This is a genomic window from Lentzea sokolovensis (assembly GCF_033949975.1).
In the GTDB taxonomy this organism is placed as follows: Bacteria; Actinomycetota; Actinomycetes; order Mycobacteriales; family Pseudonocardiaceae; genus Lentzea; species Lentzea sokolovensis.
Genome location: NZ_JAXAVU010000010.1, coordinates 354,333 through 379,308 on the forward strand (window position 1 = coordinate 354,333; position 24,976 = coordinate 379,308).

Here is a 24,976-nt window from a genome sequence, read left to right on the forward strand (position 1 = left end):
CCATAGGCACGTGAGTCTCATGACTTCAGCTGAGCGAACGCACCGGAGGTGACCCGCTCACGGGGAGAGCGGAGCCGTGCCCGTTCTCCCATCCGCCGGGCTCGGTTCGGGACCTCGAAGGTGGTGATCGCCAAACCGGAACGCGCAGAACCGTGACTGGCCACCTGCTCCCCGATCCGCCGGGGCTCAGCTTCGCGACCTCGGGGGGGTGTTCGTGACCGGTTTCCGCAGCGCGGACCTCTCCACCTCAGCCGGAGACGTCCAGAACTCGGGACCTTAGGGGGTTCGTGATCGCTGAACCGAGATACTCGGACGCGGTCTGAGCGGACTCCCGAAAGGTCGGACATGACGGTCCTGGTGGTCGGCGGCGGTATCGGCGGGCTGGCGACGGCGCTCGGGCTCGCGCGGGCCGGGCAACGCGTGACGGTGCTGGAGGCCGCGGCGGTGTTCGAGGAGATCGGCGCGGGCATCCAGGTCGGGCCCAACGGGTTTCGCATGCTCGACTCGGTGGGTGTGGGTGGCGCTGTGCGGGCTCGGGCGGTGCACGTGGACGAGTTGCGGTTGCGGTGCGGGGTGTCCGGGCGGCAGATCGCCGGGTTGCCCGTCGACGAGGGCTTTCGGAAGCGGTTCGGCACCTATGCGGTGGTGCATCGCAACGACGTGCTGACGCCGTTGCTCGACGCCTGCCAGAACGACGAGCGGATCGACCTCCGGGTGAGCAGCGGTGTCGAGGCCTACACGCAGGACGCGGGCGGGGTCACCGCGGTGTTGCGGTCGGGCGATCTCGTGCACGGGGAGGCGTTGATCGGCGCTGACGGGTTGCGGTCGGCGGTGCGGCGGCAGCTCGTGGGCGACGGGGATCCGCAGGTGTCCGGGCACACGACCTTCCGCGCGGTCATTCCCGCTCAGGACGTGCCGCGGTCGTTGAAGGAGAACGTCGTCACGCTGTGGGCGGGGCCGCGCTATCACGTCGTCTGGTACGTGATCGCGGGCGGGCGGTACGTGAATCTCGTGGCCACCGTGGACAACGGCGCCACGGACCCCATGACCGGCAAGCCCGTCGAGCACGCCGAGGTCATGAAGCACTTCACGCCGTTGTGCGATGACGCGGCACGGATCATGGAGCTCGCCGACGAGTGGCGGGCATGGGTGCTGTGCGACCGCGCGCCGATCACGAACTGGCAGGACTCGCGGGTCGTGCTGCTCGGTGACGCCGCCCATCCCGTGCTGCAGTACGCCGCCCAGGGCGCCTGTCAGGCGTTGGAGGACGCCGTGTGCCTCTCGTCCGTGTTCGACCCCCGTGACGTGACCGGCTCTTTTGCGCGGTACGTAGCGCTCCGCTCGGAGCGGACCGCGCGCGTCCACCACGCGTCACGGTGGATGGGTCGGGAGGTCTATCACCCGGCCGGCGAGGCGGCGGAGGTCCGTGACGCGATGTTCGCCTCGTGGACCACGGCCGACCTGCACGAACGGCTGGAGTGGCTCTACGGCTAGGAGGGCAGCTCGATCGTGACCGGGAACGGCCTGTCGAAGGTCAGCACCCCGTCGTCGCTTCGCGCGATCTCGACGTACTTCCCTTCTTCGAGCTCGAGCAACGACGCCTGGGGCACGTCACCAGCCGGATCGATGATCAGGTAGTAGGAGATGCCGGCTTCCGCGTACACCTGGCGCTTGAGCACCAGGTCGTTCACCTTGGTGCTCCGGGAGAGCACCTCGCCGATGAGAAGCACGTCCGCCGCCGGCACGGTCAGGCCTTTCGCGCCCCGCTTCTTCAGCACCGTGAAGTCCGGGATGAACATCCGATCGCCGTCGAACTGAACGTTCAGCTCGATCGTGGTCTCGAACTCCTTCGGGCACGCTCCGCGCAACGAGTACGACGCCTCGAACACCAAACGCTGGTGCGAGGCGTTCCCCAGCGGGCTCACGTACAGCATCCCGTCGAGAAGTTCGATGCGTTGGCTGTTGTCCTCCGGCAAGGCGAGGACGTCCTCGATCGTCCACGGCCCTTCGTGAGCGGGCAGCAGGACATCGGGCCGAGCTTCGGCTGGCGCCGCCACTGGGCATCACCTCCGTTGACCGCTTGCGCACCACCAGTGTGGCACGCCGAGCGAATGGCTGGCCTGTGCATGAACCCACGATCGCAGCTCAGACCGACAGTCAATCGGGGTTTTGGCCCCAATCGACAGAGATTCACTCGATCAGGTGTTCGAATCCATGTCATGCTCTTGGAGGAACGTCAACGACTGACACGCAAAGCAAAACCGCCCGGCCAGAAGGCCGAGCGGCTTCACCGAGCAAAGGAGGATCAGACGGTCGCCGGAGCCGACCGCACGCCCTTGGCGAGGTCGGCGGCCAGCGCGCGCACCGCGGCGTCGCCCTCCGCCACGGCCGACACGAACGCCGACCCGACGATGACGCCGTCCGCGAACCCGGCGATCTCGGCGGCCTGCGCACCAGAGCGCACACCCAGCCCGACGCCGATCGGCAACGAGGTGTGCTCACGCACCCGCGCAACCAGCTCGGGGGCTGCGGACGACACGACGTCACGGGCGCCCGTGACGCCCATGACCGCGGTGGCGTAGAGGAAGCCGGAGGACGCACGCGCGGTCATCGCGATGCGCTCCTCGGTCGACGACGGCGCCACCAGGAAGGTCCGGTCGAGCCCGTGCGCGGCGGAAGCGGCCATCCAGTCCTCGGCCTCGTCCGGAACGAGGTCGGGCGTGATGATGCCGAGTCCACCGGCGGCGGCGAGGTCGCGTGCGAACGCGTCGACGCCGTAACGCAGCACCGGGTTCCAGTACGTCATCACGACCGCACGCCCACCGGCGTCGGTCACGGCAGACACCACGTCGAACAGGTCACGCACGCGGAAGCCCGCGGCTCGCGCCTGCTCGGCGGCGGCCTGGATCGTCGGGCCGTCCATCACCGGGTCGGAGAACGGCAGGCCGACCTCGACCAGGTCACACCCGGACTCGACCATCGAACGGAGGTAGTCCTTGGAACCTTCGACCGTGGGGAAACCCGCGGGCAGGTAGCCGATCAGCGCGGCACGCGACTCGGCGCGCGCGGTGGAGAACACGTCGGACAACGACATCAGGCCTGTCCCCCGTCAGCGAGGCCGAAGTACTTCACGGCGGTGTCCATGTCCTTGTCGCCACGTCCGGAGAGGTTCACGACGAGCAGTCCGTCCGGTCCGAGCGACGGCCCGAGCTTCAGCGCGCCCGCCAGGGCGTGCGCCGACTCGATCGCCGGGATGATGCCCTCGGTGCGCGAGAGCAGAGCGAACGCCTCCATGGCCTCGGCGTCGGTGACCGGGAAGTACTCGGCGCGGCCGATGTCCTTGAGGTGCGAGTGCTCGGGGCCCACGCCGGGGTAGTCGAGACCGGCGGAGATCGAGTGCGCCTCGGTGATCTGGCCGTCGTCGTCCTGCATGACGTACGACATCGCGCCGTGCAACGAGCCGGGCGTGCCGGCCGTCAGCGTCGCGCCGTGGCTGCCGCTGTCGAGACCGGAGCCACCGGGCTCGACACCGACGAGACGGACGTCGAGGTCGTCGATGAAGCCGTGGAAGATGCCGATCGCGTTCGAGCCGCCACCGACGCAGGCGACGACGGCGTCGGGCAGCCGGCCGGCCTTCTCGAGGATCTGCTCGCGCGCCTCGATGCCGATGATCCGGTGGAAGTCGCGGACCAGCAGCGGGAACGGGTGCGGACCCGCGGCCGTGCCGAGCAGGTAGTGCGTGTCGTCGACGTTGGTGACCCAGTCGCGGAGAGCCTCGTTGATCGCGTCCTTCAGGGTGCGCGACCCGGACTTCACCGGGATGACCTCGGCACCCAGCAGGCGCATGCGGGCGACGTTCAGCGCCTGGCGCTCGGTGTCGACCTCGCCCATGTAGACGACGCAGTCGAGGCCGAGGAGCGCGCACGCCGTCGCCGTCGCCACGCCGTGCTGGCCGGCGCCGGTCTCGGCGATGACGCGCTGCTTGCCCATGCGCTTGGTCAGCAACGCCTGGCCGAGCACGTTGTTGATCTTGTGTGAACCCGTGTGGTTGAGGTCCTCGCGCTTGAGCCACACCTGCGTACCGGCGTGCTCCGCGAACTTCGGGGCCTCGGTCAGCAGGGACGGACGGCCCGCGAAGTCGCGAAGGAGGCGCTGGAACTCGTTCACGAACTCCGGGTCGAGCCGCGCCTTGTCGTACTCGGCGGCCAGCTCGTCCACCGCGGCGATCAGGGCCTCCGGGACGAACCGGCCGCCCCACGGGCCGAAGTGGCCACGTGCGTCTGGATCATGCGGTGTGGGCGTGAACTGGCCCATCGGGTAGCTCCTCTAACGCTGTAATCAACCGTGCCTTACCGGCTCGGCCGGGGGCACGCGGGGTGTGAGCCCGCGGTCACGAGCTTGTTCACGGCGGCCTTGGGGTCTCCGCTGGTCACCAGGCTTTCGCCGACGAGCACCGCGTCGGCACCGGCGCCGGCGTACGACATCAGGTCGCCGGGCCCGGTCACGCCCGACTCGGCGATCTTGATCGTCTCGAAGGGTAGTCCCGGAGCGATCCTGCCGAAAACGTCTTTATCGACCTCCAACGTGTGGAGGTTGCGCGCGTTGACGCCGATCACCGACGAACCCGCTTCCAGGGCACGGTCCGCCTCTTCCGCGGTGTGCACCTCGACGAGTGCCGTCATGCCGAGCGATTCCACCCGATCGAGCAGCGACACGAGCGCGTTCTGCTCCAGCGCCGCCACGATCAGCAGCACCAGGTCCGCTCCGTGCATGCGGGCCTCGTGCACCTGGTACGGCGACACGATGAAGTCCTTGCGCAGCAGCGGGATCTTCACCGCCCTGCGCACCGCGTCGAAGTCCGCCAGCGACCCGCCGAAGCGGCGCTGCTCGGTCAGCACGCTGATCACCGACGCGCCGCCCGCCTCGTACGCGGACGCGAGGTCGGCAGGCTCCGGAATCTCCGCCAGCGCCCCCTTGGAGGGGCTGCGGCGCTTGACCTCCGCGATGACACCCACGTTCGGCCCGCGCAGCACCGACAGCACGTCGAGCGGCGGAGCGGTCTTGGTCGCGCGCTCCTTGACCACCTCGAAGGACAACTGAGCCTCGCGAGCGGCGAGATCCTCACGCACACCTTCGAGGATCGACTCGAGAACCGTCACAGTGTTGCTCCCCTTCCCGCTACGGGGATGCTAACCCCGCCGGAGTAACGCCTCCGCCACCGGGGTTCAAGTGTCCACGCAGCTAACCGAGGCTGTGCGCCTGTCACATGCGTGAACGCGGATGAATGATCTTCACTCGTTCGAGGCACGTCCGCCGGGGGTCTTATCGTCGGTCGGGTCGTCCCCGCGCTCCAGCGCGCGCCACAGGTCCGTCTCGGGGTCGTGCGTGCGGGCTTTCTGCCCGCCCATCCCGATCTTCGGCATCCGGGCCCCCAGCGCTACCTGAAGCCCGCCGGAGAACGCCACGAGGACGCCTCCGGCGATTGCGAGCCAGTGGCCGGAGAACGCCGCCGCGATGCCCACGACGATCAGCAACGCGCCGAGGACCCGGCGCGCCACCCCGCTCAGCGCGACGACCGCCGCGACGGCCGCGAGGCACAGCAGAGCGACCGGCACCGAACCGGCGCCCCAGAAGGCACCCGCCGCGCCCACCAGCAGGAGCGCGGCGATCCACAGTGGAGTACTAGCTTTCAACTGCCGGCGCCATCGTCTGGGCGGTGGCGATCGCGGCCAGCACCGCGCCCGCCTTGTTCAGGCACTCGTTGTCCTCGGACAGCGGGTCCGAGTCGGCGACGATGCCGCCACCGGCCTGCACGTACGCCACCCCTTCACGCACCAGGGCGGTGCGGATGGCGATGGCGGTGTCCGCGTCCCCGGCGAAGTCGAAGTAGCCGACGACGCCGCCGTAGAGGCCGCGGCGCGTGGGCTCCAGCTCCTCGATGAGCTCCATCGCGCGCGGCTTGGGTGCACCGGACAGGGTGCCGGCCGGGAAGCACGCGGCGACCGCGTCGTAGGCCGTCTTGCCCTCGGCCAGCTCACCGGTCACGGTCGACACGATGTGCATGACGTGGCTGTACCGCTCGACCTTGAAGAAGTCGACGACGTGCACCGAACCCGGCTTGCAGACGCGGCCCAGGTCGTTGCGGCCGAGGTCGACGAGCATCAGGTGCTCGGCGCGTTCCTTGTGGTCCGCGAGGAGGTCCTTCTCGAGCAGGGCGTCCTCCTCAGGGTCCTCGCTGCGCCAGCGGGTGCCCGCGATGGGGTGCGTGGTCGCCTTGCCGTCGCGCACCGTGACCAGCGATTCCGGGCTGGATCCGACGATGTCGAACCCGTCCAGACGCAGGAGGTACATGTACGGGCTGGGGTTCGTCGCGCGCAGCACCCGGTAGATGTCGAGCGCGTCGGCGTCCGTCTCGATCTCGAACCGCTGCGACACCACGATCTGGAACGCCTCGCCCGCGCGGATGGCCTCCTTGGCCTTCTCGACGGCGGCGAAGTGCTCGGCCTGCGAGCGCCGGCGCCGGAACTCCGGCTTGGGCCGCGCGAACACGGCGGCCGTCGGCGGCGCGGGCGTGTGCAGTGCCGTCGTCATCTCGTCGAGGCGGCGCACCGCGTCGTCGTAGGCGGCGTCGACGCGTTCGGTCGAGTCGTCCCAGTTGATCGCGTTCGCGATGAGCGTGACGGTGCCCTCGTGGTGGTCGAGCGCGGCGAGGTCGGTCGCCAGCAGCATGACCAGTTCGGGGATCTTCAGGTCGTCCTCGGCGATGACGGGCAGCCGCTCCAGGCGCCGCACCGCGTCGTAGCCGATGTAGCCGACCATGCCGCCGGTCAGCGGGGGCATGCCGGGCAACGGGTCGGTGCGCAGCACCTCGATGGTCTCGCGCAGGGCCTGCAGCGGGTCGCCGCCGTCGGGCAGGCCGACGGGCCGCGTGCCCGTCCAGAACGCCTCGCCGCCGGTCGCCGTGAGCGCCGCCGTGGACCGCACGCCGATGAACGACCATCGCGACCAGGAGCGGCCGTTCTCCGCCGACTCGAAGAGGAACGTGCCCGGCTGATTGGCCCCGAGCTTGCGGTACAGACCGACCGGGGTCTCCGCGTCCGCGAGCAGCTTGCGCACCACCGGGATGACCCGGCGGTTGACCGCGAGCTCGCGGAACTCCTCACGCGTTGGGCTGACGGCCCCAAGACCAGCGGCGGCCACAGCCCCGATGACGCTCACCATGCCGTCAATTGTTGCATAAATTCAACAACTGTTGAACTATGGCCCGCGTGGAGCAAGTGAACCAGAAACGCCGAGGCCGTCGCGCCGCGGGCGAGGACACCAGGGCCGCGCTCGTCGCAGCGGCCCGCGAGGTGTTCGTGGAAAAGGGCTACGACGGTGCCACGGTACGCGCGATCGCCGCCAAGGCGGGCGTGGACGCCGCAATGGTCAACCACTGGTTCGGTGGCAAGGAAGGCCTGTTCGCGCAGGCGGTGCTGCAACTCCCCTTCGATCCGGCCGAGCTCCTCAAACGCCTGCTCGACGGCGCGGTGGAGGATGCGGGCGAACGCATCGTCCGCACCTTCGTGACCGTGTGGGACGCGACCGGCGGCGGCACGTTCGCGGCACTGATCCGCAGCGTCACCAGCCAGCCCGAGGTGGCGGGCGCGCTGAAGTCGTTCCTCATCAACGCGATCTTCAAGAACGTGCTCGCGGAGATCGGCGCCGAGCACCGCGAACTCCGGGCCGCGCTGTGCGCGACCCAGATGGTCGGGCTCGGCATCGTGCGGTACGTCGTGCGGTTCGAGCCGTTGGCGTCGGCAGACGTGGAGACCGTGGTCAGGACGATCGGCCCGAACCTGCAGCGCTACCTGACCGGCGACCTGGACTGACCGGTCACGCGCCGGCGAGCAGCACCGTGGCGTCGAAGCACGTGCGGTCGCCCGTGTGGCAGGCCGCGCCCACCTGGTCGACGGTCAGCAGCAGCGTGTCGCCGTCGCAGTCGAGCCGCACCTCGTGCACGTACTGGGTGTGCCCGGAGGTCTCGCCCTTCACCCAAAGCTGCTGACGGCTGCGCGAGTAGTACGTCGCGCGGCGGGTGGTGAGGGTGCGGTGCAGCGCCTCGTCGTCCATCCACGCCACCATGAGCACCTCGCCGGTGCCGCGCTGCTGGGCGACCGCGCACACCAGGCCGTCCGGCGTGCGCTTGAGCCGTTGGGCGATGGCGGGATCGAGCGCGTTGCTCAACGGGGACCTCCCAGGTGTTCACGAGCCGGTCCGGTGTTGAGCAGGACCACTCCGTAGATGTGCACGGCGGACAGCACCCCGGACGCGACGCGGGCCCACGCCGGTCCTTCGGCGAGCACGATGACGAGGTGCAGCAGCCCGACGAGGATGAAGACGATCATCGCCGGGTAGTGCATGAAACGCAGCCGCAGCAACAGGGCTGCTGCCACGGGCAGTTCCACGACCGCGAGGAACGACGGCAGCTTCAGCACGTCCGCGTCGCCGGTCGAGCGCCACAGGATCAGCCCGACCACGAAGAACACCAGGGCGCCGCCGAACGCGACCGCCGAGGCGACCCGCACCTCGACGGGCTTCATCGCACCACGACACCCGCCTGGCGCAGGCCGTCCTTGACCTCGCCGATGCGGAGCTGCCCGAAGTGGAAGACGCTCGCGGCCAGCACGGCGTCCGCGCCCGCGGCGACGGCCGGCGGGAAGTGGTCGACCGCCCCGGCGCCACCGCTCGCGATCAGCGGCACGTCGACCTCGCGGCGCACCAGGTCGATCAGCTCGAGGTCGAACCCGGCCTTGGTGCCGTCGGCGTCCATCGAGTTCAGCAGGATCTCGCCGACACCCAGCTCCTGGCCCTTCGCGGCCCACGCGATGGCGTCGATCCCGGTACCGGTGCGGCCGCCGTGCGTGGTGACCTCGAAGCCGGTGCCGCCGGGCACGCGCCGCGCGTCGACCGACAGCACGATGCACTGCGCGCCGTACCGCTCCGAGCACTCCTTGAGCAGCTCGGGACGTGCGATGGCGGCGGTGTTGAGGCTGACCTTGTCCGCGCCGGCGCGGAGCAGCTTGTCGACGTCCTCGGGGCTGCGCACGCCGCCACCGACCGTGAGGGGGATGAACACCTGCTCGGCGGTGCGGCGGACCACGTCGAACGTCGTCTCGCGGTCGCCGCTGCTCGCCGTCACGTCGAGGAACGTCAGCTCGTCCGCACCCTCGGCGTCGTAGGCCCTGGCCAGTTCGACCGGATCGCCCGCGTCGACGAGGTTCGTGAAGTTGACGCCCTTCACCACCCGGCCCCGGTCGACGTCGAGACAGGGGATGACACGGACCGCGACTGACATGCGGGAAAGCCTACAAGGGGCGTGCGAGGACTACGCTGCGCGGCCATGATCACCGAACTCGGCGAAGGCAAGTACCTGCTGCTGACGACCTTCCGCAAGGACGGCACCCCGGTGCCAACGCCGGTCTGGGTCGTGCCGGGCGAGAGCGACGGCGTCATCTACGCCTGGAGCGGCCGGGACACCGGCAAGGTCAAGCGGATCAGGCGCAGCGGTGACGTCGAGATCGGGCCGTGCGACGTCCGCGGCAACCCGAAGGGCGACTCGGTCAAGGCCCACGCGGCGCTCCTCGACGACGAGGCCAGCGATGACGTGCGGTCGCGGATCACGAAGAAGTACGGACTGTTCGGGTGGATGACCGTGGCCGGCAGCAAGTTGCGGCGCGGACGGACCGGGTCTGTGGGCATCCGGATCACGGCGGCGAGCTGAGCGATCAACGTCGAGTCAACGTTGATTCGGCCGATCAACGTTGACGGGCGCCTGTCCACGTTGACTCAACGTGGACACCGCCAGATCAACGTGGACTGGACCCGCTCAAGCCCGAAGCAGATGCCGTCCACGCCGATGACAACGTTGTCTTCCGCCAGTTCCGTGCATGTTGACCGGACGCGTCAACGTTGATTCCTCGCGTCCATGTTGACTCAACGTGGACAGAGCAGGTCAACATTGAGTCAACGTGAACTCGTCAACCCGAGGTTGACCCGGCCGCCGGCGTCAACCTAGAGTTGACGCGTGATCCAGTTGACCGACCTCATCGTCACCGTCGCCCGAGAGGCCGACGACGCGCTGGTGCGCCTGGCGAAGGCAGTCGAGCTGAGCGGTCAGCTCACCGAACTCGGCGACCACCTGATCGGCCACTTCGTGGACGAGGCGCGTCGCGGCGGGGCGAGCTGGGCCGAGATCGGCGAGAGCCTCGGCGTGACGAAGCAGGCCGCGCAGAAGCGGTTCGTGCCCAGGGAGTCACCGGAGCTGTCCAAGCCCTCGACCGAGCGCTACACCCAGCGGTCGCGCCGGGTGATCGCGCTGGCCCGGCACCACGCGCGGTTCAGCGAGCGGATCGGCACCGAGCACCTGCTGCTCGGGCTGCTCGACGAGTCGGCGGGACTGGCGGCCAAGACCATCGCGAAGCTGGAGTCCGGCGACGGCAGCACGCGTATCGCGACCCTCAACCGGCTCGACACCGAGGCCAAGCAGCGGCCGGAGAAGCAGCCGTACACGACGCACTGCAAGAAGGCCCTGGAACTGGCCGTGCGCGAGGCGCTGCGGATGGGCCACATGTTCATCGGGACCGAGCACATCCTGCTCGGCGTCCTGCTCGAAGCGGATGGGACCGCGGCCGACGTGCTGCACAACACGGGTGTGACGCACGCGGCCGCGGCCGCTCACATTGAGACCGTGGTCAACGGACCGCAGCGAGTGCTTCCGGGAGCGTGAAGGCGCCGGCGTACAGCGCCTTGCCGATGATCGAGCCCTCGACGCCGTCGCGCGACAGCTTCGCGAGCGCGACCAGGTCATCCACAGTGGACACCCCGCCGGACGCGATCACCGGTGCGTCGGTGCGGGCGCAGACCTCGCGCAGCAGCTCCACGTTCGGGCCCGTCAAAGTGCCGTCCTTCGACACGTCGGTGACCACGTAACGCGTGCAGCCGTCGCGGTCGAGCCGGTCGAGGACCTCCCAGAGGTCGCCGCCGTCCGACGTCCAGCCACGGCCCTTGACCCGGTGGCCCTGCTCGGTGATGCGGACGTCGAGGCCCACCGCGATCTTCTCGCCGTACGTCGCGAGCGCCTTCGCGCACCACTCCGGGTCTTCCAGCGCGGCCGTGCCGAGGTTCACGCGGGCGCAGCCGGTGGCCAGGGCGGCCTCCAGCGACGCGTCGTCGCGGATGCCGCCGGACAGCTCGACCTTCACGTCGAGCTCGCCGACGACCCGGGCGATGAGCTCGCGGTTGGAGCCGCGGCCGAACGCCGCGTCGAGGTCGACGAGATGGATCCACTCCGCTCCGTCGCGCTGCCACTGCAGGGCCGCGTCGAGCGGCTCGCCGTAGTTCGTCTCGGTACCGGCTTCGCCCTGCACGAGCCGGACGGCACGACCGTCGGCCACGTCAACAGCGGGGAGGAGTGTGAACGTCACCCGAGCAGCCTAGCGTCCCCCAGCACGAGGGCGGCCACGCGCTCCTGGGCCTCCGTGGCGCGGGGGAACTTCGACGGGACCGGCGTGCCAGGACCCGTCGCGGCAGGTCCGACGCCCGTCCACGGACCGAAGACCATGACTCCCACGAACGCGGGGTGCTGCCGCGCCAGCGCCATGTAGAGGTACTGGGTGCTTTCGAGGTCCGCGTCGGTGCGGTCCGCGCACCACGACTGCGGCGCGGCTTCCGGCAGCAGGAAGAGTTCCTTGCCGGGCGCGCGCTCTTCCAGCTTGGTCATGCGCGCTTCCAACGCCTCGTACCCGACGCAGTACTCGTCGAAGCCGACCCAGTCGACGGCGGCGGGCACGCGGAAGGCGTCGTCGACCCGGACGCCCGCCTCGATCAGCATGACCTTCTTGCCGGGGAAGGTGTTCTTGATCTGCTGGGCGGAGTGCTCGACGTCCGCGAAGCTCGCGCCGTGGTGGAACGGCTCGTCCTGGAGCACGAACCCCGCCACCCGGTCCAGATGGGGCCGCACCTTCGACGCGAGGACCTGCCAGCGCTCGGCGGCGTTCGGGTACAGCGGGCAGCCGGCCGCGTCGCAGTCGAAGAACTCGTTGCCCGTGTGGACGACACAGCCCTCAGGGGCGCAGTCCCGCAACACCTCGGGACGGTAGGCGTCGGCGTCGCTGATCTGCACCCAGTTGAGGTTGCTGCGGCCGCGCACCTCAGGCAGGTGGTTGCCACCCGCGAGGTTCAGCCGCGCGCCGAAGTAGCCGTAGTAGCGCAACTGGGAGCCCGGCAGCTTGCGCAGGTCGTCGGAGTCGAGCTGCTCGACGCGGAGATCGTCGACGAGGCTGACGGTCTTGTCGTTGTCGGAGTAGCGCCCGAGGTAGACCCACAACCGTTCGGTCGGCACCGCCGTGCCCAGCGTGATCGTCTCGCGCCTGCCGTTGACCGTGAGGTCGAGCTTCGCCCCGGCGAGCTTCAGCGTCACGTCGAACGAGCCGTCGTCCTTGGCCGAGGCGAACGCCGGCAGCGTCACGACGGGCGTGCCCGGCTGGAAGAGCTGCACGCCTCCGTTGGCGCGCACCAGGAAGCCGAGGTCGATGTCCTGATTGGACACATAGCCCCAGCTGTTCGCCGACCGTCCCAACGCGATCGACGACCAGTCGCCGGACGCGCGGTCGCCCACGACCGGGGTCAGCGTCGCCGAGATCGTGGACCCGGTGGACGGCGCGTCGAGCCGCACGGCCGTCGTGCCGAGGTGCAGGGACAGCTTGCCGCGATGGTTCGGGTGGCCGACCTGCGCGAACCACGGGCGCGGCACGTCACCGGTGTTCCACTTGCCGGACACGCGGCTGTACGTGACGGCGCCGGTGCCCTGGCGTTGCTTGAGGTTGTCGTTCAGGCCGTAGGTCGGGTCGGCGTCCACGGCGTTGTCGAAGTCGTCGTGGAACGGTGCCGGTGCGGCGAGCGCGCCCCCAGGCACGGCAACGCAGGCAGCCACGATCGCGGCTACCGTCAGCAGTCGTGTGATCACGAAAAGCTGGTCAACCAGTTCTGCAGCAGGTGCGCCCCGGCATCGCCGGACTTCTCCGGGTGGAACTGGGTCGCCCACAGCGGCCCGTTCTCGACGGCCGCGACGAACTCGTCGCCCGAGTGGTCCGCCCACGTCACCAGCGGCGGCTTGAGGTGTTCTGACGGCTCCAGCTCCCACCGGCGCACGCCGTAGGAGTGCACGAAGTAGAAGCGCGTGTCCTTGTCGAGGCCCGCGAAGAGCTTCGAACCCTCGGGCGCGCGCACGGTGTTCCAGCCCATGTGCGGCACGATCGGCGCTTCGAGCCGCTCGACGGTGCCGGGCCACTCGCCACAGCCCTCGGTCAGCACGCCGTGCTCGATGCCGCGCTCGAACAGGATCTGCATGCCCACGCAGATGCCGAGCACCGGACGGCCGCCGGCGAGGCGCTCGCCGATGATCCGGGCGCCCCGCACCGAGTTGAGGCCCTCCATGCACGCCGCGTACGCGCCGACGCCGGGCACGACGAGGAGTTCCGCCTCGCGGGCGGCCTTCTGGTCCGACGTCACCTCGACATGGGCGCCGACCCGCTGAAGCGCGCGCTCGGCGGAGCGCAGGTTGCCGGATCCATAGTCAAGTACGACGACACGTGCCACGACGACCAGGTTAGTCGGTGGGGACCGCACCCTGCGTGACCGGTATGACCGGCAACACCGTGTTGATCGGTTTCGTGCGCACGAGCCGACGCCTGAGCATGACCAGCAGCCCGCACATCACCACGAGGAGCAGACCGCCGACGACGTAGTACACGAACGCCGGGATGTTGAGCAGCACCGTCACCAACGCCGTCAGCACGATCAACGGGAAGATCAGCGCGAGCGGCCACATCTGCGCGCGCGGCGGTTCGAGCGTCTGCAGCACGACGTCCGCCCGGCCCTCCTCGGTGAGCTCGGCGACCCGCGCGACCTCCTGCAGCCCCGCCGCACGGAAGAAGTCCGGGATCGCCGCGTGGCCGTTCTCGAAGTCGCGGATGCGTTCGAGCGTGCCCTTGCGACTGGCCGCCGGGTACAGCGCGGTGAGCTTGTCGATGGCGTCGAGCTGCCACTTCTCCTTCTCCCGCAGGTTGACCATGCCCGCGGTCATGCGGTCGAAGGCGAGTCCGACGGGTCCCGACTGCTTCGCCTGCGCCGACAACCGCAGCACCGCCTCGCGCGAGCCCCACATCGAGGCGCGGCCGAGCGTCGAGGTGAACATGTAGAGCAACGCGGCGTCGTCGTTCCAGACGGCCAGCGCGGCGCCGCCCCCGAGCTTGCGCACCCTGTTCGTCATGTACGCGGCCTCGTTGAGCTTGGTGGCCGGAGGAGGCAGCAGCACCGTGCCGGACGGGACCGGGACGAGTGCCGCGGGGCCCACGTTGCCGCTGTGCATGGCCTTCTGCAGTTCGGCGGCGTTCAACGGGGTCCAGATCAGCATTCTCACGCTCAACATCATTCCTGGTCCGTCTCGCGCGTCCGTGCAGACATGCCAAGGTTTTCGCGTTTCGAGACGGGCAGGGGTACGAACGGCGGAAGGGTGCGCCGGGCATCCGGCCCGATCGCACCCTTCCGGCTCACAATCACACCGTGCGCGAAGGCGCTCCGGTCCAGTCATCCCCCATGACTGCCAACATGTTTCTTCACCCCCTGAAGAAACTCCGCACAGCGCTCCCCAGCCCGACCACGTCGAGATCATGCGCTGCGTCATGATCCTCGGCCGTGCCGTAGTTGCGGAGCTCTGCGTGTCGTTTGACACCTATAGAACGAACGCGGTGCGGGATTTGTTGCAGTGTCTCGGACACAAGATGAGACGAGGTTCCCTCCAGGTACGGCTCCACCACCATCACGTCGGCGTGATCGGTGTCCTGCACCGCCTTGCGCAGTCCGTCCGAGTCGAACGGTCGGACCGTCGCCGCGTACAACACCGTGACGTCGGCGTTCTCGGACTCGACGGCCTTGAGCACGCGGTCGAGCATCGGCCCGACGGCGACCACCACGCCGCGCTTTCCGTGGCGCAGCGCCGTGAACCCCTCCCCCACCGGATGCGCCTGGGTGTTCTCGTGCAGCGAAAGCCTCACGTAGACCCGGTTGTCGTCCTTCAACGCCTGCTGCAGCAGCGGCGTCACCTCCTCCGGGTGTCCAGGTACGTGAACGGTCCAGCCGGGCAACGTGTCGAACAACGCGACGTCGCCCGGCGACTGGTGCGTGCGGCCCCACGCCGGGTCGTCATAGGACGCGCCGATGCTCACGAACACCGCGCCCACGTCCTGATGTCCGATGTCGAGCTTGATCTGCTCGTACGGCCGTTCGACCAGGAACGGCGCGTAGCTGTGCACGACCGGACGTAGCCCCGCCAACGCCAGACCGCTCGCCACGCCCACCATGGTCTGCTCGCGGATCCCGACGTCCACGACGCGTTCGTTCTCTTGGGGGAACTCGTTGCTGGAGATCACCGCGGTCACCACGGCGATGCGCGGGTCGGTGGCGATCTCGTCGTTGACCGCCTTCACGAAGGCCTGGCGCATGGTGGTCATCAGTAGCTCTTCTCGATCTTGGCGACCACCGCGTACGGGCGGTCGTGCGGCGCGGTCAGTGCGGTGAAGATGGCCTCGTGGTCGCGGCCGTCGACCTCGGCGGTCTGCCAGCCCTCGACGGCGAAGCGCTGGGCGATGCCACCGGGCCAGCCGTACATGGCGGACTGGTTGTCGATCACGATCGTGGTGAGGTTCGCGACCCTGAGCCGCGACGCCACGGCGATCGCCTCGTGGTTGCTGCCCTCGTCCAGCTCACCGTCGCCGACCAGCACGAACGTGCGGCCGCGACTCCCCGCGACGCGCTGCCCGATCGCCGTGCCCACCGCGATGGGCAGCCCGTGGCCGAGCGAGCCGCTGCTGATCTCCACGCCGTTCACGAGCACCCGGTCGGGGTGCTGGCCGAGCGGGCTGTCCCACGACGTCCAGTCGTCCAAAATGGACTCCCCGATGAATCCCTTCTCCGCCAGCACGGCGTAGTAGGCCATCGGGCCGTGTCCCTTGGAGAGCAGGAACCGGTCGCGGTCGGGATCGGCGACGGTGGCGGGCGTGACGTTGAGGACCTTGTCGTAGAGGACCCAGAGCACGTCGATCGTGGAAGCCGCCGCCCACTCGTGCTTCTCGTCCCCGGTCATCCTCGCGAAGAGCTCTGGTAGCCGCTGCATGCCACCCACTGTTCAACCTCGACCATGCTGGAGGTCAAGCGGTTACCATGATCCGGTGAGCAAGTTGCCGGAAATGCTGACCATCGGCCAGGTCGCCGAGCGCAGCGGCGTCCCCCACACCGCCCTGCGCTTCTACGAGGACAGGGGTCTGATCACCTCCGTCCGCACCGCGGGCAACCAGCGGCGCTACCTGCGCTCGGTGCTGCGCCGGCTGGCGTTCATCCGCACCGCGCAACGCGTCGGCCTCACCCTGGAGGACGTTCGCGACGCCCTCGCCCAGCTGCCCGACAGCCGCACACCGACGAAGTCCGACTGGGAACGCCTCTCCCGTTCGTGGAAGACCGAGCTCGACGCCCGCATCGACGCCCTGTACCGGCTGCGCGACCGGCTCACCGGCTGCATCGGGTGCGGCTGCCTGTCGTTGCGCAGCTGCGCGTTGCAGAACATCGACGACGAGCAGGCCTCACACGGGCCGGGGGCTCCGAAGCTCAAGCCCGCCCTCGAAGGCGGCACCGTCTAGGAACTCCCGGACCGCGCGCAGATAGCCGCCGGGCTCGTCCACGTGCAGCATGTGGCCCGCGTCGTCGAGCACCACGGCGCGTGCGCGCGGGATCAGTGCGAGGGTGGGCTCGACCAGGCCGACCGGGAACGTCATGTCCTGCCGGCCGCGCAGCAGGAGCACCGGAATGCCCAGCTCGGCGATCCGGTGCGCGGCATCGGGAAGCCTCGGTGAGGTCAGGCCGACCGTCTGCAACTGGCGCACCCACTCCGCGCCGAACCGCACCTGTCCCAGCCGCTTCAGGTAGCCCGGCACCTGCCCGGCACGCCGGACGTTGGCCTCGACGGCCGCGAACGCGTCGGCCCGCACGCACTGCTCCGGCGTCAGGTCCTCGCGTTGCCACGGATCCTCCTGGCTCGCCAGGACCTCGTCCCGCTCCGCCCATCCGTCGAAGGCGTCCGGCGGTACCGGCAACACGCTGCTGCCCGACACGATCAGGCTGCGCACGCGTTCCGGATGAGTGATCGCGAACCGTTGCGCGACCATGCCGCCGTAGGAGTGGCCGAGAACGTCCGCCCGCTCGACCTCGAACGCGTCCAGCACTCGCACCAGGTCTTCCACCACGCCGTCCGGGTGGTACTCCGGCGCTCGCCCTGACCTGCCACACCCGCGCAGGTCCGGCATCAGCAGCCGGCAGTCCAACCGGTCGAGCGGATCGCGGAGGTAGCTGTGGTCCCAGTCGGGGCCGCCGTGGATCGCGAGCAACGTCCCGTCCCCGGTGCCCTCCTGCCAGGCCACGAAGATCTCGGTCTCGCCAGGGACCCGCCGCTCACGCCACATCCGCCCCATGAAACCGCAAAACCGGTGGACGCGCTGTGGTTTCCTGGTCAGGAAATGGAAGACGAACGAATGATCCGCCTCTCGAAGCGGATGTCCAAAGCGCTCAGGCACCAGCCCGAGCGCGTCGGCCTCACCCTCGACCCGTCGGGCTGGGTGCCGGTGGCCGACCTCCTGACCGCGCTCGGCATCTCCGAGGCCGACCTGCGCGAGGTCGTGGACCGCAACGACAAGAAGCGCTTCAGCATCGACGGCGACCGCATCCGCGCGAACCAGGGCCACAGCATCGAGGTCGACCTCGGCCTGCCGACCGCGATCCCGCCGGACCAGCTGTTCCACGGCACCGTCGCGCAGTACCTCGACGACATCATGCGCGACGGCCTGCGCCCCATGTCACGCCACGACGTGCACCTCTCGCCCGACCGCGAGACCGCGCGGCGCGTCGGAGCCCGGCGCGGGCGGCCGTTGATCCTGACCGTCGACGCCAGGGCGATGCACGCGGACGGGCACGAGTTCCGGCTCAGCGCCAACGGGGTGTGGCTCGCGCAGCACGTTCCGGCCGGCTACCTGGCCACGACGTGAAACGGACCGTCGAGGACGGCTACGACGCCATCGCGCAGCGGTACCTCGACTGGTCCGCGCTGATCGCCGACGACCCCAGGCTGCGCTATCTCACCCAGTTCGACGAGCGACTGCCCGATGGGGCGAAGGTCCTCGAACTCGGCTGCGGCGCGGGCATTCCGTGCAGTCAGAAGCTCGCCGAACGGCATGACGTCCTCGGCGTCGACCTGTCACAGCGGCAGGTCGAGCTCGCCCGCGCGAACGTGCCGGCCGGACAGTTCGAGAAGGCGGACATGACCGCGCTCGACTTCCCGGACGGAGAGTTCGACGGCGTCGCGGCGTTCTACTCGATCCTGCACGTGCCGCGCGCCGAACAGCCCGCGCTCCTCGCGAGGATCGCGCGCTGGCTCAAGCCCGGCGGCCTGTTCCTGGCCTCGCTCGGCGTCGGCACGCCGGACGTCACCGAGACCTGGCTCGGCGTCGAGATGTTCTTCGGCAGCAACACACCCGACGTGAACCGGGACCTGCTCGCGCAACACCTGGAGATCGTCATCGACGACCTGGTGACCATGCACGAGCCGGGCCCGGCGACGTTCCACTGGGTCCTCGCCCGCAAGGGCTAGCGGCGCGGCCCACCCGCCACTAGATCAACCAGAGAACGGCGCCGCCCACCGCCACGACGGTCAGCACCAGCAGGATGATCGCCATGAACTTGGCGGTCTTCCAGGTGGTGTAGACGCCACCGGCCAGGAAGCCCGCGAGGGCCAGCAGGCCGATGACGACGACTTCCTTCGGCATCAGAGAACGCCCTTGGTCGACGGGACGCCGCCGACGCGCGGGTCGGGCTCGGTGGCCGTGCGCAGGGCGCGGGCGATGGCCTTGTACTCGGCTTCCGCGATGTGGTGCGGATCGCGGCCGTACTCGACGCGCACGTGCAGTGCGATCTGGGCGTGGAAGGCGAGCGACTCGAAGACGTGCCGGTTGAGCACGAACGGGTAGTTGCCGCCGATCACGAAGCTGTTGAACTGCTCCGGTTCGCCGCGGTGCACGGTGTACGGGCGGCCCGAGACGTCCACCGCGGCGTGCGCGAGGGTCTCGTCCATCGGGATCCAGCAGTCGCCGAAGCGGCGGATGCCCTTCTTGTCCCCCAACGCTTCCCGCAGTGCCTGGCCCAGGACGATCGCGATGTCCTCGACCGAGTGGTGGGCGTCGATGTGCGTGTCACCGGTGGCGCGGACGATCAGGTCGAAGCAGCCGTGCACGCCGAACGCGGTGAGCATGTGGTCGTAGAACGGCACTCCCGTGCTGATCTCGACCTGGCCGGTGCCGTCCAGGTCGATCTCCACGTAGACCGACGACTCCCTGGTGGTGCGTTCCACCTTGCCGACACGACTCACCGGCTGACCTCCTTGCTGGCCGCGAGGAAAGCGTCGTTCTCCTCGGGCGTTCCGATGGTCACCCGCAGGTGACCCGCGATTCCGACGTCCCTGATGAGCACGCCGTGGTCCAAATAGGACTTCCAGACCTCACGTGCGTTCTCGAACCAGCCGAACAGCACGAAGTTCGCGTCCGACGGGACGACCTGGAAACCCAACTCCGTCAACGCCGAGGACACCCGGTCGCGTTCCGCGGACAGGCGAGCCACCGAGCCCAGCGTCTCCGGGCCGTGCCTGAGCGACGCGCGCGCGGCGGCCTGCGTCAGAGCGGACAGGTGGTACGGCAGGCGCACCAGCTGCAGTGCGTCGACCACGGCCGGGGCCGCCGCCAGGTAGCCGAGACGGCCGCCGGCGAACGCGAAGGCCTTCGACATCGTGCGCGAGACGATCAGGCGCGAACCGAACTCGTCCAGCAGCTTGATCGCGCTCTCCTGCGGGGAGAACTCCGCGTACGCCTCGTCCACCACGATCATGCCGGTGGTGGAGGCGATCAGCAGGCGCAGATCGTCCAGGGGGATCGACTGGCCGGTCGGGTTGTTCGGCGACGTCACGAAGACGACGTCCGGACGCGTCTCGGCGATCACCGCGGCGGCCTTCTCCACGTCCAGCGAGAAGTCGGAACGGCGCGGGGCCGGCGACCACTCGGTGCGCGTGCCGGCGGCGATGATCGGGTGCATCGAGTACGACGGCTCGAAGCCCAGCGCCACCCGGCCAGGGCCGCCGAACGCCTGCAGGATCTGCTGGAGGATCTCGTTCGACCCGTTGGCGGCCCAGACGTTCTCGGAGGTGAGCGTCACCGACGTCGCGGACGTCAGGTACGCCGCCAGGTCCTCGCGCAACGCCACCGCGTCACGGTCCGGGTAGCGGTGCAGCTCACCGGCGATCTCGGCGACCGCCGCGACGACGTCAGCGGCCAGCGCGTCGGTCGGCGCGTACGGGTTCTCGTTGGTGTTCAAGCGATACGGGACGTCGAGCTGCGGCGCGCCGTAGGGCGTGCGGCCGCGCAGGTCCTCGCGCAGGGGCAGATCGGACAGCTCAACCCGTGCGCCGATCACTGGCTTCATCGAGAGAACCTCGCTGTGACAGCCTGCCCGTGCGCGGGCAGGTCCTCGGCGTTCGCGAGCGCGACGACCTTGTCCGCGACCTCGCGCAGTGCTTCCTCGGAGTAGTCGATCACGTGGATGCCGCGCAGGAACGTCTGCACGGACAGCCCGGACGAGTGCCGCGCGCAGCCACCGGTCGGCAGCACGTGGTTCGAGCCGGCGCAGTAGTCGCCCAGCGACACCGGCGCGTACGCACCGACGAAGATCGCGCCCGCGGACCGGATCCGCGCCGCCACCTCGCGTGCGTCGCGCGTCTGGATCTCCAGGTGCTCGGCGGCGTAGGCGTCGACGACCCGCACACCTTCGTCCACAGAGGACACGAGCACGATGCCGGACTGCTTGCCGCTCAACGCCGTGCGCACGCGCTCGCTGTGCTTGGTGGCACCGACGCGCTCCTCCAGCTCGGCGTCCACCGCGTCCGCGAGCTCTTCCGAGTCCGTCACCAGCACCGACGCCGCGAGCGGGTCGTGCTCGGCCTGGCTGATCAGGTCGGCGGCCACGTGCACCGGGTCGGCCGTCGAGTCGGCGAGGATCGCGATCTCGGTCGGCCCCGCCTCGGAGTCGATGCCGATCAGGCCGCGCAGCAGCCGCTTGGCCGCCGTCACGTAGATGTTGCCGGGACCGGTGACGATGTCGACCGGGGCCAGTTCGGCGCCGTCGGTGTCCACGCCACCGTGGGCCAGGAGGGCTACGGCCTGGGCGCCACCGACGGCCCAGACCTCGTCGACGCCGAGCAACGCGGCGGCGGCGAGGATCGTCGGGTGCGGCAGGCCACCGAACTCCGCCTGCGGCGGCGAGGCCACCACCAGCGACTCCACGCCGGCGATCTGCGCGGGCACGACGTTCATGACGACCGTCGACGGGTAGACCGCGAGGCCGCCGGGCGCGTACAGGCCGACGCGCGCGACCGGCACCCACTTCTCCGTGACGGTGCCACCGGGCACGACCTGCGTGGTCGTCTCCGTGCGGCGCTGGTCGGCGTGCACGCGCCGGGTGCGCGCGATGACCTCTTCCAACGCCTCGCGCACGGCCGGGTCCAGCGATGACAAAGCGGACGAAATTTCTGAAGCGGGCACACGGACAGAAGCAGGACGAACGCCGTCGAACTTCTCCGTGTAGTCGAGCGCCGCGTCGGCGCCGCGCTCGGCGACCGCCTCCACCATGGGGCGAACATGATGCAGAACCGCGTCCACGTCCACCTCGGCGCGCGGCACGACGGCGCGCAGCTGAGCAGGGGTCGTGGTGCGACCTCGCAGGTCGATGCGGCTGAGCATGTCCGACAGCCTAGTTCCTGCGGAAATCTGTCAACGGTCAGCCCGCTAACGGCGCTACCTCAGCCTGTGACACCACGGCCACGCTCGGTCGAGCACCACTCCGTCGCAAACCCCTGCTGATGATGGAGGACCCATGTTCACCAAGCGCCGCGGCAAGATCGCCGCAGTGCTCGCCCTATGTCTGCCCGTGCTGGTCGCGGGCATGGCGGCACCCAGCAACGCCGACTCCGGCCGTTACCTGCTGGAAGTCACCGCGAACACGTCCGCCGAACGCACCCAGGTCGCCCAGATCGGGGTCGACGTGCTCGGCGCGACGAAGCTCACCACGATCTCGGTCGTCGCGGACAAGGCGCAGTACCGGGCCCTGCAGGCCACCGGTCTGCCGCTCAAGTACGTCGGCGACTTCGAGAAGGAGCTCAAGAGCCTCGGCAAGGTCGACTTCTCCGACCCGCAGCCCGGCCAGGTCGGCACCCAGGACTTCCCGTCCGGCTACACGGGCTACCACAACTACGCGGAGATGACCGCGGAGCTGCAGCAGACCGTCCGCGACCACCCGACGCTCGCGAGCCTGCGCAGCATCGGCAAGAGCTACCAGAACCGGGACATCTGGGCGCTCAAGGTCAGCGACAACGTCGCGACCGACGAGAGCGAACCCGAGGTCATCTTCACCTGCAACCAGCACGCCCGTGAGCACCTGACGGTCGAGCAGTGCCTGCAGATCATCAAGCGCTACACCGACAACTACGCGAACTCGGCGATCAAGAACCTCGTCGACACGCGCGAGGTCTGGTTCGTCCCGATGGTCAACCCGGACGGCGTCGAGTACGACATCGCCACCGGTTCGTTCCGCGGCTGGCGCAAGAACCGCCAGGGCAACGGCACAGACCTCAACCGCAACTGGGGCTACAAGTGGGGCTGCTGCGGCGGTTCCAGCGGCAGCACGACGTCGGACACCTACCGCGGCCCGTCGGCGTTCTCCGCGCCGGAGACCAACGTCATCAAGAACTTCGTGGACTCGCGCGTCATCGGTGGCGTCCAGCAGATCAAGACGAACATCGACTTCCACTCGTTCTCGGAGCTCGTGCTGTGGCCGTTCGGCTACACCACCGCGAACACCGCACCGGGCCTGGACGCGACCGAGGAACGCGCGTTCCGCACGCTCGGCCAGCAGATGGCCGCCACCAACGGCTACACGCCGGAGCAGGCGAGTGATCTGTACATCACCGACGGCAGCATCGACGACTGGATGTGGGGCCAGCACAAGATCTGGTCGTACACCTTCGAGATGTACCCGAGCAGCGGCGGCCTCAACAGCTTCTACCCGCGTGACACGGTCATCGCGGCGCAGACCAGCCGCAACGACCGCGCCGTCGACCTGTTCGTCAGCTACTCGGACTGCGTGAAGCGCGTCATCAACGTGAGCTGCTGATCCGGTCCAGCGCCTGATCGATCTCCTCCGGAGTGACGAAGTAGTGCGGGGAGGCCCGCACTACTTCGTCCAGGCCCCGCCTCGTCATGTCGATCAGCGTCGACCCGCTCTGCGACACCGTGACGGCGACGTCGCGCTGCCAGAGCCGGTCCTTGAGCTCCATCGCCGGCACCCGGTCGCTCGTGAACGTGACGATGCCGGACTGCCGTTCGCCGAGGTCCTGAACGGTGATGCCGGGGATGCTCGCGAGACCCGTGCGCAAGCGCTTGGCGCGGTCCCCCACCTCGGCCTCGATGACGTCCAGCCCCTTGGCCAGCGCGTACTTCGCGGCGGCGATCATGCCCAGCCGGTCCGCGACGCTGTACTCCCACAGCTCGAACACCCGCGCGTCGTCCCGCGGCTGGTAGCGGTCGGGCGCGACCCACTCCGCCGCGCTGTGGTCCATCAGGCGCGGCTTCAGCCTGCGCCGCACCTCGTTCCGCACCACGAGCGCGCCCGTTCCGCGTGGCCCGCGCAGCCACTTGCGGCCGGTGCAGACGAGCATGTCGTAGTCGTGGGCGCTCAGGTCGATCTGGCCGGTCGACTGGCAGGCGTCGAGCAGCACCAGAGCGCCGACCTCGCGAGCCTTCGCGGTGACCTCGTCGACCGGGTTGACCAGTCCGCCGTTCGTGGGCACGTGCACGAGCGAGATCAGCTTGACCCGCTCGTCCAGGTCCAGCGCGTCGACGTCGAGCTGCCCGTGCCGGTCGGACGGCATCACCTCGATGGTCGCGCCGGTCTCCTCGGCGCGGCGCAGCATCGGCACCGCGTTGCCGCCGTACTCGACCTCGGTGACCAGGATCCGGTCGCCCTTCGCCAGCGGAACGGCGTCGAAGGCCGTGAGCCACGACCGGGTCGCGCTGTCGGTGAACGCGACCTCCGAGGGCTCGCAGCCGAAGAGCTCGGCCAGCACGCCGTAGCCCGCCTCGATGTCGTCACGGCGTTCCGCGGCGGCCCGGTAGCCACCGATCTCGGTCTCCCTGCGGAGGTGCCCCACCACCTCGTCGACCACTTCGGCCGGCGGGATCGAGGAACCGGCGCTGTCCAAGAAGATCAGGTCGCTCACCCGCCCCACTGTGCCACCATCGAACTCATGGGGGATCAAACTTTCGGTTACAGCGCACAGGTAAGACCGTTCCTGTGGGTGTTCATCGTGGTGACACCGCTGGAGATCCTGCTCGTGGAGCTGATCGTGCCGTGGTTCTGGCTGCGGGCCGTTCTGCTCGCGTTCGGAGTGCTGAGCGCGTTGCTGCTCGGATGGCAGCTGTGGATGCTCCACAAGTTCAAGCACTCGGTGGACGAGCGGTACCTCTGGCTGCGGTACGCGCGGGAGTTCGAATACAGGATTCCCTTGGCCGCCGTCGAAAGCGTGACGCAGGGCACGACGAGCCGGACTTTGCACAGGACGCGGTCCGTTGTGGACGGCACGCTGGTGCTGGAGATCTCCGGCTCCACCAACGTTTCGCTGAGGTTGAGCGAACCGCAGGAGATCGACCTGGGCCGGCGCGGCGCGCACGACGTGACGAAGATCGAGTTCTGGGCCGACGACCCCGACGGCGTGGTTCGCGCGCTGCGAAAATAGGCT

Annotated in this window: 30 protein-coding genes; 9 read left to right on the forward strand and 21 right to left on the reverse strand. The window is 69.2% G+C overall.

Features of this window, described 5'->3' with window-relative positions; translation table 11 throughout:
* Positions 1-345 precede the first annotated feature (345 nt).
* Positions 346-1,494 (forward strand): FAD-dependent monooxygenase, encoded by a 1,149-nt coding sequence (locus SK854_RS23590; protein ID WP_319977257.1) that lies wholly within the window; start codon positions 346-348, stop codon positions 1,492-1,494.
* On the opposite strand, the gene SK854_RS23595 is transcribed toward SK854_RS23590, so the two are convergent.
* The 6 genes from SK854_RS23595 to SK854_RS23620 form a co-directional block, all read right to left on the reverse strand.
* On the reverse strand, positions 1,491-2,057 hold the full coding sequence (locus SK854_RS23595) for a Uma2 family endonuclease (protein WP_319977258.1): 567 nt from the start codon (positions 2,055-2,057) through the stop codon (positions 1,491-1,493). The two genes, SK854_RS23590 and SK854_RS23595, sit on opposite strands and share 4 nt — an antisense overlap.
* Positions 2,058-2,305: 248 nt before the next feature.
* On the reverse strand, positions 2,306-3,094 hold the full coding sequence (trpA, locus tag SK854_RS23600; protein WP_406601811.1) for a tryptophan synthase subunit alpha: 789 nt from the start codon (positions 3,092-3,094) through the stop codon (positions 2,306-2,308).
* Positions 3,094-4,314 (reverse strand): tryptophan synthase subunit beta, encoded by a 1,221-nt coding sequence (trpB, locus tag SK854_RS23605; protein ID WP_319977259.1) that lies wholly within the window; start codon positions 4,312-4,314, stop codon positions 3,094-3,096. The genes trpA and trpB overlap by 1 nt, the downstream gene beginning before the upstream one ends.
* Positions 4,315-4,349: 35 nt before the next feature.
* Complete coding sequence (gene trpC / locus SK854_RS23610; protein ID WP_093597267.1) at positions 4,350-5,159, reverse strand: indole-3-glycerol phosphate synthase TrpC; 810 nt, start codon at positions 5,157-5,159, stop codon at positions 4,350-4,352.
* 132 nt (positions 5,160-5,291) lie between these two features.
* Positions 5,292-5,693 carry a hypothetical protein gene (locus SK854_RS23615; protein WP_319977260.1) on the reverse strand — a complete coding sequence of 134 codons (402 nt, stop codon included), beginning with the start codon at positions 5,691-5,693 and terminating at the stop codon, positions 5,292-5,294.
* Positions 5,683-7,221: an anthranilate synthase component I gene (locus tag SK854_RS23620; RefSeq protein ID WP_093597273.1), complete on the reverse strand. Its 1,539-nt coding sequence runs from the start codon at positions 7,219-7,221 to the stop codon at positions 5,683-5,685. Before SK854_RS23620 ends, SK854_RS23615 begins: the two co-directional genes overlap by 11 nt.
* 38 nt (positions 7,222-7,259) lie before the next feature.
* Between SK854_RS23620 and SK854_RS23625 the strand changes: the two genes are divergently transcribed.
* Positions 7,260-7,871, forward strand: a complete 612-nt coding sequence (locus SK854_RS23625) for a TetR/AcrR family transcriptional regulator (RefSeq protein ID WP_319977261.1) — start codon at positions 7,260-7,262, stop codon at positions 7,869-7,871.
* A 4-nt stretch (positions 7,872-7,875) separates the two neighbouring features.
* Here SK854_RS23625 and hisI read toward each other — a convergent pair whose 3' ends face one another.
* From hisI to hisF, 3 genes are read right to left on the reverse strand one after another with little or no spacing between them, the layout of a single operon-like run.
* Positions 7,876-8,226, reverse strand: a complete 351-nt coding sequence (gene hisI, locus SK854_RS23630; protein ID WP_319977262.1) for a phosphoribosyl-AMP cyclohydrolase — start codon at positions 8,224-8,226, stop codon at positions 7,876-7,878.
* On the reverse strand, positions 8,223-8,582 hold the full coding sequence (locus tag SK854_RS23635; protein WP_319977264.1) for a hypothetical protein: 360 nt from the start codon (positions 8,580-8,582) through the stop codon (positions 8,223-8,225). The genes hisI and SK854_RS23635 overlap by 4 nt, the downstream gene beginning before the upstream one ends.
* Positions 8,579-9,337: an imidazole glycerol phosphate synthase subunit HisF gene (hisF, locus tag SK854_RS23640; protein WP_319977265.1), complete on the reverse strand. Its 759-nt coding sequence runs from the start codon at positions 9,335-9,337 to the stop codon at positions 8,579-8,581. Before hisF ends, SK854_RS23635 begins: the two co-directional genes overlap by 4 nt.
* A 45-nt stretch (positions 9,338-9,382) precedes the next feature.
* On the opposite strand from hisF, the gene SK854_RS23645 reads away from it, so the two are divergent.
* Entirely contained in the window at positions 9,383-9,763 is a 381-nt protein-coding gene (locus SK854_RS23645; protein ID WP_319977266.1) for a PPOX class F420-dependent oxidoreductase, read from the forward strand.
* Positions 9,764-10,066: 303 nt separating this feature from the next.
* Positions 10,067-10,768 carry a Clp protease N-terminal domain-containing protein gene (locus SK854_RS23650; protein WP_319977267.1) on the forward strand — a complete coding sequence of 234 codons (702 nt, stop codon included), beginning with the start codon at positions 10,067-10,069 and terminating at the stop codon, positions 10,766-10,768.
* Here the strand turns inward: SK854_RS23650 and priA are convergent.
* The 6 genes from priA to SK854_RS23680 all read right to left on the reverse strand — a co-directional run bounded on the left by priA (position 10,734) and on the right by SK854_RS23680 (position 16,213).
* Positions 10,734-11,465, reverse strand: coding sequence for a bifunctional 1-(5-phosphoribosyl)-5-((5-phosphoribosylamino)methylideneamino)imidazole-4-carboxamide isomerase/phosphoribosylanthranilate isomerase PriA (gene priA, locus SK854_RS23655; RefSeq protein WP_319977268.1), 732 nt, complete (start codon positions 11,463-11,465; stop codon positions 10,734-10,736). The two genes, SK854_RS23650 and priA, sit on opposite strands and share 35 nt — an antisense overlap.
* Positions 11,462-13,006, reverse strand: coding sequence for a hypothetical protein (locus SK854_RS23660; RefSeq protein WP_319977269.1), 1,545 nt, complete (start codon positions 13,004-13,006; stop codon positions 11,462-11,464). The genes priA and SK854_RS23660 overlap by 4 nt, the downstream gene beginning before the upstream one ends.
* Entirely contained in the window at positions 13,003-13,638 is a 636-nt protein-coding gene (gene hisH, locus SK854_RS23665; RefSeq protein WP_319977270.1) for an imidazole glycerol phosphate synthase subunit HisH, read from the reverse strand. Before hisH ends, SK854_RS23660 begins: the two co-directional genes overlap by 4 nt.
* Positions 13,639-13,648: 10 nt before the next feature.
* Positions 13,649-14,461, reverse strand: coding sequence for a hypothetical protein (locus tag SK854_RS23670; protein ID WP_319977271.1), 813 nt, complete (start codon positions 14,459-14,461; stop codon positions 13,649-13,651).
* Positions 14,462-14,657: 196 nt separating this feature from the next.
* Positions 14,658-15,551, reverse strand: a complete 894-nt coding sequence (locus SK854_RS23675; RefSeq protein WP_319977273.1) for a transketolase family protein — start codon at positions 15,549-15,551, stop codon at positions 14,658-14,660.
* The gene (locus SK854_RS23680; protein ID WP_319977274.1) at positions 15,551-16,213 is read right to left on the reverse strand and encodes a thiamine pyrophosphate-dependent enzyme; all 663 of its coding nucleotides are present in this window, start codon (positions 16,211-16,213) and stop codon (positions 15,551-15,553) included. The genes SK854_RS23675 and SK854_RS23680 overlap by 1 nt, the downstream gene beginning before the upstream one ends.
* 73 nt (positions 16,214-16,286) lie before the next feature.
* Between SK854_RS23680 and soxR the strand changes: the two genes are divergently transcribed.
* Positions 16,287-16,733, forward strand: a complete 447-nt coding sequence (gene soxR / locus SK854_RS23685) for a redox-sensitive transcriptional activator SoxR (protein WP_402906177.1) — start codon at positions 16,287-16,289, stop codon at positions 16,731-16,733.
* On the opposite strand, the gene SK854_RS23690 is transcribed toward soxR, so the two are convergent.
* On the reverse strand, positions 16,677-17,552 hold the full coding sequence (locus tag SK854_RS23690; protein WP_319977276.1) for an alpha/beta fold hydrolase: 876 nt from the start codon (positions 17,550-17,552) through the stop codon (positions 16,677-16,679). The genes soxR and SK854_RS23690 overlap by 57 nt on opposite strands.
* A gap of 54 nt (positions 17,553-17,606) precedes the next feature.
* On the opposite strand from SK854_RS23690, the gene SK854_RS23695 reads away from it, so the two are divergent.
* Positions 17,607-18,131 (forward strand): RNA 2'-phosphotransferase, encoded by a 525-nt coding sequence (locus SK854_RS23695; RefSeq protein WP_319977277.1) that lies wholly within the window; start codon positions 17,607-17,609, stop codon positions 18,129-18,131.
* Positions 18,128-18,733, forward strand: a complete 606-nt coding sequence (locus SK854_RS23700; RefSeq protein ID WP_319977278.1) for a class I SAM-dependent methyltransferase — start codon at positions 18,128-18,130, stop codon at positions 18,731-18,733. The genes SK854_RS23695 and SK854_RS23700 overlap by 4 nt, the downstream gene beginning before the upstream one ends.
* A gap of 19 nt (positions 18,734-18,752) precedes the next feature.
* Here the strand turns inward: SK854_RS23700 and SK854_RS23705 are convergent, their stop codons facing one another.
* From SK854_RS23705 to hisD, 4 genes are read right to left on the reverse strand one after another with little or no spacing between them, the layout of a single operon-like run.
* Entirely contained in the window at positions 18,753-18,908 is a 156-nt protein-coding gene (locus tag SK854_RS23705) for a hypothetical protein (protein WP_319977279.1), read from the reverse strand.
* Positions 18,908-19,507 carry an imidazoleglycerol-phosphate dehydratase HisB gene (gene hisB, locus SK854_RS23710; protein ID WP_319977280.1) on the reverse strand — a complete coding sequence of 200 codons (600 nt, stop codon included), beginning with the start codon at positions 19,505-19,507 and terminating at the stop codon, positions 18,908-18,910. Before hisB ends, SK854_RS23705 begins: the two co-directional genes overlap by 1 nt.
* The gene (locus SK854_RS23715) at positions 19,504-20,610 is read right to left on the reverse strand and encodes a histidinol-phosphate transaminase (RefSeq protein WP_319977281.1); all 1,107 of its coding nucleotides are present in this window, start codon (positions 20,608-20,610) and stop codon (positions 19,504-19,506) included. The genes hisB and SK854_RS23715 overlap by 4 nt, the downstream gene beginning before the upstream one ends.
* Positions 20,607-21,923, reverse strand: a complete 1,317-nt coding sequence (gene hisD / locus SK854_RS23720; protein WP_319977282.1) for a histidinol dehydrogenase — start codon at positions 21,921-21,923, stop codon at positions 20,607-20,609. The genes SK854_RS23715 and hisD overlap by 4 nt, the downstream gene beginning before the upstream one ends.
* 133 nt (positions 21,924-22,056) lie before the next feature.
* Here hisD and SK854_RS23725 point away from each other — a divergent pair, with 133 nt between their 5' ends.
* A complete protein-coding gene (locus tag SK854_RS23725; protein ID WP_406601812.1) occupies positions 22,057-23,352 on the forward strand; it encodes a M14 family metallopeptidase in 1,296 nt (431 codons plus the stop codon).
* Here the strand turns inward: SK854_RS23725 and SK854_RS23730 are convergent.
* Complete coding sequence (locus tag SK854_RS23730) at positions 23,336-24,457, reverse strand: aminotransferase class V-fold PLP-dependent enzyme (protein ID WP_319977283.1); 1,122 nt, start codon at positions 24,455-24,457, stop codon at positions 23,336-23,338. The genes SK854_RS23725 and SK854_RS23730 overlap by 17 nt on opposite strands.
* Positions 24,458-24,484: 27 nt before the next feature.
* Between SK854_RS23730 and SK854_RS23735 the strand changes: the two genes are divergently transcribed.
* Entirely contained in the window at positions 24,485-24,973 is a 489-nt protein-coding gene (locus tag SK854_RS23735) for a hypothetical protein (RefSeq protein ID WP_319977284.1), read from the forward strand.
* The last annotated feature ends 3 nt before the right edge of the window (positions 24,974-24,976 follow it).

What these genes read in the sequence shown, in the direction of transcription:
- SK854_RS23590 (WP_319977257.1), top strand. Translation starts at nt 346, where the DNA reads ATGACGGTCCTGGTGGTCGGCGGCGGTATCGGCGGGCTGGCGACGGCG.
- trpA (WP_406601811.1), bottom strand. Translation starts at nt 3,094, where the DNA reads ATGTCGTTGTCCGACGTGTTCTCCACCGCGCGCGCCGAGTCGCGTGCC.
- trpB (WP_319977259.1), bottom strand. Translation starts at nt 4,314, where the DNA reads ATGGGCCAGTTCACGCCCACACCGCATGATCCAGACGCACGTGGCCAC.
- SK854_RS23620 (WP_093597273.1), bottom strand. Translation starts at nt 7,221, where the DNA reads ATGGTGAGCGTCATCGGGGCTGTGGCCGCCGCTGGTCTTGGGGCCGTC.
- SK854_RS23625 (WP_319977261.1), top strand. Translation starts at nt 7,260, where the DNA reads ATGGCCCGCGTGGAGCAAGTGAACCAGAAACGCCGAGGCCGTCGCGCC.
- SK854_RS23635 (WP_319977264.1), bottom strand. Translation starts at nt 8,582, where the DNA reads ATGAAGCCCGTCGAGGTGCGGGTCGCCTCGGCGGTCGCGTTCGGCGGC.
- hisF (WP_319977265.1), bottom strand. Translation starts at nt 9,337, where the DNA reads ATGTCAGTCGCGGTCCGTGTCATCCCCTGTCTCGACGTCGACCGGGGC.
- SK854_RS23645 (WP_319977266.1), top strand. Translation starts at nt 9,383, where the DNA reads ATGATCACCGAACTCGGCGAAGGCAAGTACCTGCTGCTGACGACCTTC.
- SK854_RS23675 (WP_319977273.1), bottom strand. Translation starts at nt 15,551, where the DNA reads ATGACCACCATGCGCCAGGCCTTCGTGAAGGCGGTCAACGACGAGATC.
- SK854_RS23680 (WP_319977274.1), bottom strand. Translation starts at nt 16,213, where the DNA reads ATGCAGCGGCTACCAGAGCTCTTCGCGAGGATGACCGGGGACGAGAAG.
- soxR (WP_402906177.1), top strand. Translation starts at nt 16,287, where the DNA reads ATGCTGACCATCGGCCAGGTCGCCGAGCGCAGCGGCGTCCCCCACACC.
- SK854_RS23690 (WP_319977276.1), bottom strand. Translation starts at nt 17,552, where the DNA reads ATGTGGCGTGAGCGGCGGGTCCCTGGCGAGACCGAGATCTTCGTGGCC.
- SK854_RS23695 (WP_319977277.1), top strand. Translation starts at nt 17,607, where the DNA reads ATGGAAGACGAACGAATGATCCGCCTCTCGAAGCGGATGTCCAAAGCG.
- SK854_RS23705 (WP_319977279.1), bottom strand. Translation starts at nt 18,908, where the DNA reads ATGCCGAAGGAAGTCGTCGTCATCGGCCTGCTGGCCCTCGCGGGCTTC.
- SK854_RS23715 (WP_319977281.1), bottom strand. Translation starts at nt 20,610, where the DNA reads ATGAAGCCAGTGATCGGCGCACGGGTTGAGCTGTCCGATCTGCCCCTG.
- hisD (WP_319977282.1), bottom strand. Translation starts at nt 21,923, where the DNA reads ATGCTCAGCCGCATCGACCTGCGAGGTCGCACCACGACCCCTGCTCAG.
- SK854_RS23725 (WP_406601812.1), top strand. Translation starts at nt 22,057, where the DNA reads ATGTTCACCAAGCGCCGCGGCAAGATCGCCGCAGTGCTCGCCCTATGT.
- SK854_RS23735 (WP_319977284.1), top strand. Translation starts at nt 24,485, where the DNA reads ATGGGGGATCAAACTTTCGGTTACAGCGCACAGGTAAGACCGTTCCTG.